Source organism: Phaeovulum sp. (assembly GCF_041596715.1).
Taxonomy (GTDB): domain Bacteria; phylum Pseudomonadota; class Alphaproteobacteria; order Rhodobacterales; family Rhodobacteraceae; genus UBA6213.
Genome location: NZ_JBFHIA010000102.1, coordinates 1 through 10,194, shown reverse-complemented (window position 1 = coordinate 10,194; position 10,194 = coordinate 1). Strand labels below are relative to the sequence as shown.

Below are 10,194 nucleotides of genomic sequence, written 5' to 3'. Positions count from 1 at the left end.
GGCGCGGCTGATGGCTGCCAAGGCCGCTTCACGCGCCGCCGGGGCACGGTTGCTTGCCGCCTTTCGCGAGGCGGGCGCGGTAGAGGTTGAGGCCGACATTCTGCAACCCGCCGAAGCGCTGCTAGACCTTTACGGCGAAGACATCCGCGCGCGTGCCTATGTCACATCGGACCCGCTGCGCGGCGAGTTGATGCTGCGCCCCGATTTTACCGTGCCCGTGGTGCAGGCGCATATGGCGGGCGGGGCCGAACCCGCGCGCTATTGCTACTTTGGCGAGGTGTTTCGCAAGCAAGAACACCGCAGCGCCCGCGCGCCCGAGTTTTTTCAGGTGGGTTACGAGGTCTTTGACCGCGCCGATCCTGAAGGTGCCGATGCAGAAGTCTTTGCCCTTTTCTCAGGGCTGCTTGCCCCTTTGAACCTTGCCGCCTCGATCGGTGACATCGGGTTGTTGATGGATGCCGTGCGCGGGCTCGACACCTTGCCCGCGCGTCGGGCGGCGCTTTTACGCCACATCTGGCGGCCGGCGCGGTTTCAGGCTTTGCTCGCGCGTTTTGCGGCGCCACCTGCGCCCTCGGCGGCCCGCGTGGCACTGCTGGCAGGTTCGGCACCGCGCGCGCATTGGGTCGGGCTGCGCAGCGCCGCCGATATGGCCGCCCGCATCGCCGCCCTGCGCGCCGATGCCGCCGCGCCACCGCTGCCGGAATCAGCGGTTGCGGCGCTTGCACAGCTTTTTGCGGTTTCCGCCCCGGCCCCCCAGGCTTTGGCCGAGTTGGAAGCAATCGCGCGCACCATGCCCGCTATCGCCCCCGCCGTGGCGCGGCTGGCACGCCGACTTGCCGCCCTTGCCGCGCGTGGTGTGGATTTGGCCCGCGTAACCTATCAAGCCAGCCACGGGCTTGGCACGATGGAGTATTACGACGGCTTCGTATTTTCCTTTGCCGCACCCACACCCGGCTTGCCGCCCGTCGCCTCTGGTGGGCGCTATGACGCGCTAACGGCGGTGCTGGGGCAGGGCCGGTCGATCCCCGCAGTGGGGGGGGTGATCCGCCCGGGCCTTGTGGCCGATCTGGAGGGCGCAAGATGAGCCTAAAGCTTGGCGTGCCCTCGAAGGGCCGGTTGATGGAAGATACGTTCGAATGGTTCGCCGCGCGCGGTGTCGCCCTTAGCCGTAACGGCAATGCGCGCGAATACGCAGGTGCCGTGGCAGGGGCCGATGGGGTTGAACTGGTGCTTTTGTCGGCGGGCGAGATTCCGCGCGAACTGGCGGCAGGGCGGATTCACCTTGGCGTCACCGGCTCGGACCTCGTGCGCGAAAAGCTGGCCGATTGGCAAACGCTGGTGGTGGAACTGGCGCCGATGGGCTTTGGCTATGCCGACCTGATTCTTGCCGTGCCCGCCGCCTGGGCCGATGTGGAAACGCTTGATGATCTTGATGCGGTGGCAGCCGCCTTTCGCGCGCAGCACGGATTCAGGCTGCGTATCGCTACGAAATATCACCGCCTTGTGCGCGAGTTTCTGCGCGCCCAAGGCGTGGCCGATTACCAACTTGTCGATAGCCAAGGTGCCACCGAAGGCACGGTCAAGAACCTGACCGCCGAGGCGGTAGCCGACATCACCTCTTCGGGCGAAACGCTGCGCGCCAATCACCTGAAAATCCTCGACGGGGCATTGATTCACCAAAGCCAAGCGACATTGTTTGCCGCGCTTGGTGCAGATTGGGGCGATGGACGCAAGGCGCGGCTTGCGGCCTTGGCCGCGCAGCTTGGGCTGGTTGCACCCAAGTTCTGATAGGCAGGGCCGGGCCAAGGGGTGCGATACCCCCGGGCCCGGCACCGATTTCAATCAAGCGATTCAAGAACCTCGCGCAGGGTGCCGATCAGCTGGTCAATCTGGCCTTTTTCGATGATCAGCGGCGGGCTCATGGCGATGATATCGCCTGTGGTGCGGATCAGGATGCCCTTTTCATAGGCTTTGAGGAACGCGTTGAAGGCGCGCTTGGTCGGCTCGCCCGCGATCGGTTCCAACTCGACCGCGCCGATCAGCCCTTGGTTGCGGATGTCGATGACATGGCGCGTGCCTTTGAGGCTGTGCAGCGCATCTTCCCAATAGGGGGCGAGGGAAGCGGCGCGCTCGAAAAGCCCCTCTTCCTTATAGACCTCGAGCGTGGCGATACCCGCGGCGCTGGCGATCGGGTTGCCCGAATAGGTGTAGCCGTGGAACAGCTCGATCATGTGCTCGGGACCTTGCATGAAGGCATCGTGCACCTCGGCGGTGGTCATGACGGCACCCATCGGAATCACACCGTTGGTCAGGCCCTTGGCGGTGGTCATCATGTCGGGCAGCACGTTGTAGTGTTGCGCCGCAAAGGCCGAACCCAAGCGGCCAAAGCCGGTGATGACCTCGTCGAAAATCAGCAGGATGCCGTGCTTTTTGGTGATCGCGCGCAGTTTTTCGAGATAGCCCTTGGGCGGCAGCAGCACGCCGGTCGAGCCTGCCATCGGCTCTACAATCACCGCCGCGATGGTTTCGGCACCGTGCAGCGCCACGATCCGTTCCAATTCGTCGGCGAGGTTCGCGCCGTGCTCGGGCTGGCCGCGCGTAAAGGCGTTCTGCGCGGGCAGGTGTGTGTGCGGCAGATGGTCAACCCCACCCAGCAGGGTTCCGAACACTTTGCGGTTGGTGACGATCCCGCCCACCGAAATGCCGCCGAAGTTGACGCCGTGATAGCCCCGCTCGCGGCCGATCAGGCGTGTGCGTGCGCCCTCGCCGCGGGCGCGGTGGTAGGCGATGGCCAGCTTCAGCGCAGTTTCGACCGATTCCGAACCCGAGTTGGTGTAGAACACATGCTCCATACCTTTCGGCGCAATCTCGATGATGCGGTTGGCCAATTCGAAGGCCGCCGGATGCCCCATCTGGAAGGCGGGGGCGTAATCAAGCTCTGCCGCCTGCTTTGCAATCGCTTCGGTGATTTTCGGGCGGCAATGCCCGGCATTGCAGCACCACAGGCCCGCGGTGCCATCAAGCACCTGACGCCCCTCTGCGGTGGTGTAATGCATGCCTTGCGCCGCCACGAACATGCGCGGGGCTTTCTTGAACTGCCGGTTCGCGGTGAACGGCATCCAGAACGCGTTGAGGTCATTTGGGCTCGGTTTTCGGTCCAGCGCCATGCGGGTCTCCCTTGGGCTTCGCCACGCGGCGCGCCGTTTTTCGGACGGCATCGGAAGCGCGGTCATGTCTTGATGTTTGACCATATGGTCAGTCTCAGGCTAGCAGAGAGCAAGGGGCAGTCAAGCGAGCCGTAGCACCCCAAGCAAAAACCGAGGTCCGATTGTCAGAGCCAAATACCCGCACAAGCAGCCGCATCCAGCGGCAGAACCGTGAAGTCATCCTTGAAGCGGCGCTGGATGTGTTTTCGGCGCAGGGTTTTCGCGGCGCGACGCTTGATCAGATCGCCTCGGCTGCGGGGCTTTCCAAGCCGAACGTGCTTTATTATTTCGCCTCGAAAGAGGCGATTCACCTCGAACTGCTTTCGGGGCTGATGGACAGCTGGCTTGCGCCTCTGCGCGCGCTTGACCCGGCGGGTGAGCCACTGGACGAGATTCTGGACTATGTGCGCCGCAAGATCGAAATGAGCCGCGACTATCCGCGCGAAAGCCGCCTGTTTGCCAACGAGATTCTGCAAGGCGCGCCGCGCATGGCGGAGGCGATTGAGGGTGAGTTGAAATCGCTGGTCGATGAAAAGGCCGCGGTGATCGGGGGCTGGGGCGCAGAGGGGCGGATCTCGGCGGTGGACCCGCACCATCTGATATTCTCGATCTGGGCGCTGACCCAGCATTACGCCGATTTCGATGTGCAGGTGCGCGCCGTGCTCGGCCCCGGCCACGACCCCTTTGCCGAGGCTGGCCGGTTTCTGGAAGTGCTGTTCACGCGGCTGCTGACGCCTGCGGTGGGGCAGACGTCAGACATCTGAGCGCGAGCTCAGAGCGTATCGATTTCAGCGGCAATCAACTCGGCGATCTTGGGCACCGGGTGCTTGGTCAGCGTCTTGGGCAATTCGGCAACCACGCGCGCGCGCAAGTCGGCGCTCATCGCATCGCGCAAAGCGCCCAGAACCTGTGGCGGAGCGGCCAGCACCAACCGCGAAAATCGCTCGGCGCGTGCGGCCTTGGTCAGCATCGCCACCAGTTCTGCCGCAAAACGCTCGCCAGCAAGGCGCGCGTAATCGGGCATCTCGAGCGCCGAGCGGCGCATGCCGGGGCCGGATTCGTGAACCTTGCCGGGCTGGTAGTTGGCAGCGCCCGGAATCTCCAGATCCGCCTCATCGCGTTCAAGCAGGCGCAGTTCTGCGCGCTTCGGTCCACCGATATTTTCCAGAACAAGTGCCTTTTCGCCGTCTGCGACGACCACCCAAGCACCTTTGGCAAGCAACATGACGCCCTCCTTGCGGTGTTTCAGGGCTAAACCCTGAACCCTATATGGGGGCGCAGTCGGCATGAAAAAACCCCGCCGGGGCGCGCCCGGCGGGGTTGCGATGGGTTCTGCGGATCAGAGCCGAGCTGCGACCGCTTCCCAGTTGACCAGTTTGTCGAGGAAGTTGGTCAGATAGGCTGGCCGCTTGTTACGGAAATCAATGTAATAGCTGTGTTCCCACACATCGCAGCCGAGCAGAGCGGTTTGCCCGAAGCAGAGCGGGTTGACGCCGTTTTCGGTCTTGCTGACCTTGAGCGTTCCGTCCTTGGTCTTGACGAGCCACGCCCAGCCAGAGCCGAACTGCGCCGCACCGGCGGCGGCGAACTCTTCCTTGAACTTGGCGACCGATCCGAAATTGTCGATCAGCGCCTGCTCTAGAACGCCCGGCATTTTCTTGGCCTCTCCCGGCCCCATCACTTCCCAGAAAAGCGCATGGTTCCAGTGTTGGCTGGCGTTGTTGAACAGGCCAGATTGCGCAACGGCACCCGCGACGTAGGTGCCTGCGACAATCGCCTCAAGGCTTTTGCCTTCCCACTGTGTGCCCGCGACAAGCTTGTTGCCGTTGTCGACATAGGCCTTGTGGTGCAGGTCATGGTGATATTCGAGCGTCTCGCGGCTCATGCCAAGCGGGGCGAGCGCATCATGTGCGTAGGGAAGATCTGGCAGGGTGAAGGCCATCGGCGCGATCCTTTCATTGGAATGCTTGTAGAGTATAGAAGGGGGCAAGACGAGCAAAGGTCAAGGCTTGGCAAGCAGCCGCGCGCCGGGGGGATCACCCCCCGGACCCCCGAGGATATTTTTACTGAAGCATTCAGGCCGAAGTCAGCTCGCTGCCTGTGCGCGCGGACAGGGCGAGCAGGTCGTAGACATAGCCTGCCACCGAGCGGAAACAGATCAGGCTCAGTTCGTCAGGTGCAGACCGCCAGAGCGCGGCTGCGACCTGCGCTGCGCGGGTGCGGCGCAATTCGCCCGCAGGCAGGCGCGCGAAATCTACAGGGCAGAGCTTTGCCAGAACCTGATCGGCCTTGGCCCCCGAGACGCGGAACAGCGCGCGCGCATCCGAGACGTTGGCGACCAGAACGTGTTCGCCGGCCAGTGCCGCTGATACGGCGGCTGCGGTTGCCTCGGCCTCGGCATAGGGAACAAGCAGCAGCAATTCGTCTGGCGACATCCAGGCGACCGCGGCTTGGCCTTTGGTCACGATGCCGCGCGGCGCGGGCAGGGCGCAGCCGGTGGCCGCTTTTACCGCCTTGGCGATTGCAGCCGAGCCAAGATCGCCGCGCAGCGTGATCATGCCTTGCAGGCCCGCATCTGCGACGTGGGCAAAGCCCTCGTAGCTTTGGCCGCCCATAGCGCTAACCGGATCAGACATTCTGCTTCTCCCCGTCCTTGTCGTAGAACACCTGATCGCAGATGCGCGCCTTGATGGTTTTGCCATCGGCCACGAAATCGAGCACCTCGCCCATCCGTTCAGGCCCTTGCCGCACCAGACCCATGGCGATACCGCGCCCGAGCGTGGGCGAGAAATAAGTCGAGGTGACGCGCCCTTGGGTGTTGCGCTGGCCATTGGCGTTGACCCCCGGCGCAGGTGCCAGCACGCCGTCGGGCAGCACTGACCCATCGAGCGTTTCAAGGCCCACCAAGCGCCAGCGATCTGGGTTGGTCATGTGGCTGCGTTCTTGCGCGCGTTTGCCAAGGTAGTCGGGCTTTTTCTTCGAGATAGCCCAGCCGAGGCCAAGGTCTTGTGGAATGACCGTGCCATCGGTTTCATCGCCGACGATGATGAAGCCCTTTTCCGCCCGCAATACGTGCACGGCCTCGGTGCCATAGGGCATCAGGCCCAACTCGGTGCCAGCCTCAAGGCAGGCGGTCCAGAAGGCCATGCCTTGCGCTGCGGGCACGGCGACCTCGTAGCTGAGTTCGCCCGAAAACGAGATGCGGAAGACCCGTGCAGCAATGCCTGCGAGCGTGCCCTCGGCAAAGGTCATGAAGGGCAGCGCCTCGCGGCTGACATCCATTCCGCCCAGTTTTTCCAGCAGCTTGCGCGCATTGGGGCCGACGATGGCCACTTGCGCGAATTGTTCGGTAAGGTTGGCGGTGTAGACCTTCCAGTCCCACCATTCGCATTGCAGCCAATCTTCCATATGTGCGTGGATACGGTCGGCACCACCCGAGGTGGTGTGGCAAAGCCAGCTGTCTTCGGAAAGTCGCGCCACCACGCCGTCGTCGATGAGAAACCCGTTTTCGTTGCAGGTCAGGCCATAGCGGCATTTGCCCACTGGCAGGGTGGACATGACGCCGGTATAGATCATGTCGAGGAAGCGGCCCGCGTCGGGCCCCTTGACGAGGATCTTGCCTAGCGTCGAGGCATCCAGCAGCCCGAGAGCGTTGCGCGTGTTGGTGACCTCGCGGTTGACTGCCTGCGCGTGGGTTTCGCCTGCGCGCGGGTAGCAATAGGGTCGCCGCCACAGGCCGACGGGTTCCCAATGCGCGCCTTGTGCCTCGTGCCAGGCGTGCATCGGGGTGCGGCGCAGCGGGGCAAAGACCGCGCCGCGCGCCTCGCCCGCAACAGCGCCAAAGCTGATCGGCGCATAGGGCGGGCGGAAAGTGGTGGTGCCGGTGGCGGGAATGGGCTGGCCTAGCGCGTCGGAGAGGATGGCGAGGCCGTTGATATTGCTCATCTTACCTTGGTCAGAGGCCATGCCGAGCGTGGTGTATCGCTTGGTGTGTTCGACGCTTTCATAACCCTCGCGGGCCGCAAGCTGCACGTCGGAAACCTTCACGTCGTTCTGAAAGTCGAGCAGCATCTTGAAGCGCAGCGCCACGGGTGCGCCTTGCGGCATCATCCAGACCGGCTGCATCGGTGCCTCGTCAGGGGCCGTGGCTTTTGGTGCGGATTTGGCTTTGCCGCCGCCAACGGCATGGGCATCTGCAAGGCAGGCCGCCGCCTGCAAGGCGCCCGATGCGGCCCCGGCACAGGCAACAAATGCCGCGCCATCGGCCCCGGTGGGGGCGCGTGCGGGGTCGGGGGTGAACATGCCGTTCGCGGCATCCCAAAGCAGCTTGCCGCCGGGTTGCGAAAAAAGGTGCACCACGGGTGAAAAACCGCCCGACATCGCCACGCAGTCGCAGGCGATTGTTTCAAGCACAGCGCCTTCGCCAGCCTGCACGCAGACCTCAACCGCTCTGACGCGCTTGCCACCCTTGACCTTGGCTACGCCGCGACCTTCCAGCACGCGGATGCCGCGGGCACGGGCCAAGGCAGGCAACTCGCCCGTGACAGAGGCGCGCGCGTCCAGAATGGCGGGCACCACGAGGCCCGCGTCGAGCAAGGCGAGCGCGGTGCGATAGGCATCGTCGTTATTGGTCACCACCACCGTGCGATCACCGGGGCTGACCGCCCAGTTCACCACATAATCGCGCACGGCAGAGGCAAGCATCACGCCGGGGGTATCGTTGGCGGCGAAGGCCAGTGGCCGCTCGATCGCCCCGGTTGCGGCAATCACCCGGCCTGCGCGAATGCGCCATAGCCGGTGGCGCGGCAGATCGGCGCCGGGCAGATGATCGGCCACCGCTTCTTGCGCAACCACATAGCCGTGGTCGTAAACACCCGCGACCATGCAGCGGTTGCGCAGGATGACATTGGGCATTGCGGCAAGGGCTGCAACGGTTTCGGCTACCCATGCATCGGCGGGCTTGCCCTCAATCTCGATGCCATCGACCGGGGCGCGGCCACCCCAATGCGGGGTTTGTTCCAGCAGCAGAACCCTTTGGCCTGTGCTTGCCGCGGCCAAGGCGGCGGTAAGGCCCGCAACGCCGCCGCCCGCCACCAGCACATCGGTGAAATCATAGGCCTGTTCGTAGCGGTCAGGATCTGCCTCTTTCGGCACAGGGCCGATGCCTGCGGATTGGCGCACCAGCGGTTCGAACAGGTGCTTCCACGCAAAGCGCGGGAACATGAAGGTCTTGTAGTAAAAACCCGCGGGCAGAAAGCGGTATGCTAGGTTGTTCAGCGCGCCCACGTCAAAATCGAGGCTGGGCCAAGCGTTCTGGCTGGCGGTGGTGGCACCTTCAAAAAGCTCGGTGGTGGTGGTGCGCTGGTCGGGTTCAAGCCGCGGCCCTTGCCCAAGCGCCACCATCGCGTTCGGCTCTTCCACGCCCGAGGCGAGTATGCCGCGCGGGCGGTGGTATTTGAAGCTGCGCCCGATCAGCATCTGGTCATTGGCCAAAAGGGCCGCGGCCAGTGTGTCACCCGCGAAGCCGCGCATCGCGCGGCCATCGAAGCTGAAGGCAAGCGGTTTCGTGCGGTCGATCAGGCGGCCGCCGGTGGCAAGACGGGTGCTCATTGGAAACCTTTCCAGTCAGGCCGTTTCGCCTTGATCGCGGCGATCAGTTCGGGCGGCGGCGTGAAAGATTGCGCAGGGTAGGTGCCGAACACCTCAAGCGTGGCGGTGCAGCGCGCGGCAAGGAACCACTTGCCGCAGCCGTAGGCGTGGCGCCAGCGTTCGAAATGCACGCCCTTGGGGTTGCTGCGCGCAAAGAGATAGGCCTCGAAGTCATCATCGCTGGAGCCCGGGCCAAAACGCTTCAGATGCGCCTCGCCGCCGGGGGCAAGCTCGGTTTCCTCGGCGGCCACGCCGCAATAGGGGCAGGTTAGGGTCAGCATGGATAGGCTCCTGACATGGCAAAGCCGGGGGCAATGACGCCCCCGGTTGCCGGGATCAAAAACGATGCGGTGGGTTTACTTGAGGATGTCGGGCACCTGAATGGTGATGGTCGCCTCGTTGCGACCAAACAGGTCGCCATCGGTGACCAGATACCAAACCACGCCGCCAAGCACGACGACGACTGCGCCGAGAATGAAACCTGTTGCTGACTTGTTGGTGGTGTCGATTGCCATGATGCGTGCTCCAATGCTGTTGTGTCTGACAACACAACACGCGAGCGGCATGAAAGGTTCCCGATATACCGGGGGCGACGCGCGGGCAGGAGGGTGCGCAGATCGCCCATCAATGCGCCACCCCAGCCGCCACGCTTTCGTCGATGAAGCGGCCTTCGCGGAAGCGGTTCAGCCCGAACTCGGCGGCAAGCGCGCCGGGGGTTCCCTTGGCCACCAGCTCGGCCATTGCCCAGCCGGAGCCGGGGATCGACTTGAACCCGCCGGTGCCCCAGCCGCAGTTGACGAATATTCCCTCGACCGGAGTGGTTGAAAGAATGGGCGAACGGTCGCCGGTCATATCAACGATGCCGCCCCATTGCCGCATCATTTTCAGCCGACTGATGATCGGGAAAGTCTCGATCAGCGCGCGGACGGTATCTTCGATATGGTTCCACGAGCCGCGTTGCGTGTAGTTGTTGAACCCGTCGGTGCCGCCGCCGATCACCAATTCGCCCTTGTCACTTTGGCTCATGTAGCCGTGCACGGTATTGGCCATCACCACCACATCGATCGCGGGTTTGATTGGTTCGCTGACCAGCGCCTGTAGGGCAAGGCTTTCGATCGGCAGCCGGAACCCGGCCATTTCGGCCAGCACCGAGGCGTTGCCCGCCACCACCATCGCCAGCTTGTCGCAATCGATCGCCCCGCGCGAGGTGTCTACCCCCTGCACGCGCCCGCCTTGGGTGCGCACGCCGGTGACTTCGCAGTTCTGGATGATGTCCATTCCCATATCGGAACAGGCCCGCGCATAGCCCCACGCCACCGCATCGTGCCGTGCCGTGCCG

General features: G+C 64.0%; 11 protein-coding genes. 3 read left to right on the top strand and 8 right to left on the bottom strand.

The annotated features are described in order from the left end of the window. Window positions 1–10: 10 nt before the first annotated feature. Together ABY403_RS08675 and hisG are read left to right on the top strand one after the other, a co-directional pair. Complete coding sequence (locus ABY403_RS08675; protein WP_372840385.1) at window positions 11–1,084, top strand: ATP phosphoribosyltransferase regulatory subunit; 1,074 nt, start codon at window positions 11–13, stop codon at window positions 1,082–1,084. Further along, window positions 1,081–1,788, top strand: a complete 708-nt coding sequence (gene hisG, locus ABY403_RS08670; RefSeq protein WP_372840384.1) for an ATP phosphoribosyltransferase — start codon at window positions 1,081–1,083, stop codon at window positions 1,786–1,788. The genes ABY403_RS08675 and hisG overlap by 4 nt, the downstream gene beginning before the upstream one ends. Before the next feature lie 50 nt (window positions 1,789–1,838). Here the strand turns inward: hisG and ABY403_RS08665 are convergent, their stop codons facing one another. Further along, window positions 1,839–3,167, bottom strand: a complete 1,329-nt coding sequence (locus tag ABY403_RS08665) for an aspartate aminotransferase family protein (RefSeq protein WP_372840382.1) — start codon at window positions 3,165–3,167, stop codon at window positions 1,839–1,841. A gap of 161 nt (window positions 3,168–3,328) precedes the next feature. Here ABY403_RS08665 and ABY403_RS08660 point away from each other — a divergent pair, with 161 nt between their 5' ends. After that, window positions 3,329–3,970, top strand: a complete 642-nt coding sequence (locus tag ABY403_RS08660; RefSeq protein ID WP_372840381.1) for a TetR family transcriptional regulator C-terminal domain-containing protein — start codon at window positions 3,329–3,331, stop codon at window positions 3,968–3,970. Between the two features lie 8 nt (window positions 3,971–3,978). Here the strand turns inward: ABY403_RS08660 and ABY403_RS08655 are convergent, their stop codons facing one another. From ABY403_RS08655 to ABY403_RS08625, 7 genes are all read right to left on the bottom strand, one after another. Next, the gene (locus ABY403_RS08655; protein WP_372840380.1) at window positions 3,979–4,431 is read right to left on the bottom strand and encodes a host attachment protein; all 453 of its coding nucleotides are present in this window, start codon (window positions 4,429–4,431) and stop codon (window positions 3,979–3,981) included. Between the two features lie 114 nt (window positions 4,432–4,545). Continuing rightward, window positions 4,546–5,148 (bottom strand): superoxide dismutase, encoded by a 603-nt coding sequence (locus ABY403_RS08650; RefSeq protein WP_372840379.1) that lies wholly within the window; start codon window positions 5,146–5,148, stop codon window positions 4,546–4,548. Between the two features lie 133 nt (window positions 5,149–5,281). Beyond that, window positions 5,282–5,842 (bottom strand): sarcosine oxidase subunit gamma, encoded by a 561-nt coding sequence (locus tag ABY403_RS08645; protein ID WP_372840378.1) that lies wholly within the window; start codon window positions 5,840–5,842, stop codon window positions 5,282–5,284. Further along, window positions 5,835–8,816, bottom strand: a complete 2,982-nt coding sequence (locus tag ABY403_RS08640; protein ID WP_372840376.1) for a sarcosine oxidase subunit alpha family protein — start codon at window positions 8,814–8,816, stop codon at window positions 5,835–5,837. Before ABY403_RS08640 ends, ABY403_RS08645 begins: the two co-directional genes overlap by 8 nt. Continuing rightward, window positions 8,813–9,136, bottom strand: a complete 324-nt coding sequence (locus ABY403_RS08635; RefSeq protein WP_372840375.1) for a sarcosine oxidase subunit delta — start codon at window positions 9,134–9,136, stop codon at window positions 8,813–8,815. Before ABY403_RS08635 ends, ABY403_RS08640 begins: the two co-directional genes overlap by 4 nt. A gap of 75 nt (window positions 9,137–9,211) precedes the next feature. Further along, window positions 9,212–9,370: a hypothetical protein gene (locus ABY403_RS08630; RefSeq protein WP_372840374.1), complete on the bottom strand. Its 159-nt coding sequence runs from the start codon at window positions 9,368–9,370 to the stop codon at window positions 9,212–9,214. A 109-nt stretch (window positions 9,371–9,479) separates the two neighbouring features. Further along, window positions 9,480–10,194: FAD-dependent oxidoreductase (locus ABY403_RS08625; RefSeq protein WP_372840373.1), on the bottom strand; the 715-nt coding region annotated here is incomplete at its 5' end.

What these genes read in the sequence shown, in the direction of transcription:
- hisG (WP_372840384.1), top strand. Translation starts at nt 1,081, where the DNA reads ATGAGCCTAAAGCTTGGCGTGCCCTCGAAGGGCCGGTTGATGGAAGAT.
- ABY403_RS08645 (WP_372840378.1), bottom strand. Translation starts at nt 5,842, where the DNA reads ATGTCTGATCCGGTTAGCGCTATGGGCGGCCAAAGCTACGAGGGCTTT.
- ABY403_RS08635 (WP_372840375.1), bottom strand. Translation starts at nt 9,136, where the DNA reads ATGCTGACCCTAACCTGCCCCTATTGCGGCGTGGCCGCCGAGGAAACC.
- ABY403_RS08630 (WP_372840374.1), bottom strand. Translation starts at nt 9,370, where the DNA reads ATGGCAATCGACACCACCAACAAGTCAGCAACAGGTTTCATTCTCGGC.
- ABY403_RS08640 (WP_372840376.1), bottom strand. Translation starts at nt 8,816, where the DNA reads ATGAGCACCCGTCTTGCCACCGGCGGCCGCCTGATCGACCGCACGAAA.
- ABY403_RS08665 (WP_372840382.1), bottom strand. Translation starts at nt 3,167, where the DNA reads ATGGCGCTGGACCGAAAACCGAGCCCAAATGACCTCAACGCGTTCTGG.
- ABY403_RS08675 (WP_372840385.1), top strand. Translation starts at nt 11, where the DNA reads ATGGCTGCCAAGGCCGCTTCACGCGCCGCCGGGGCACGGTTGCTTGCC.
- ABY403_RS08655 (WP_372840380.1), bottom strand. Translation starts at nt 4,431, where the DNA reads ATGTTGCTTGCCAAAGGTGCTTGGGTGGTCGTCGCAGACGGCGAAAAG.
- ABY403_RS08650 (WP_372840379.1), bottom strand. Translation starts at nt 5,148, where the DNA reads ATGGCCTTCACCCTGCCAGATCTTCCCTACGCACATGATGCGCTCGCC.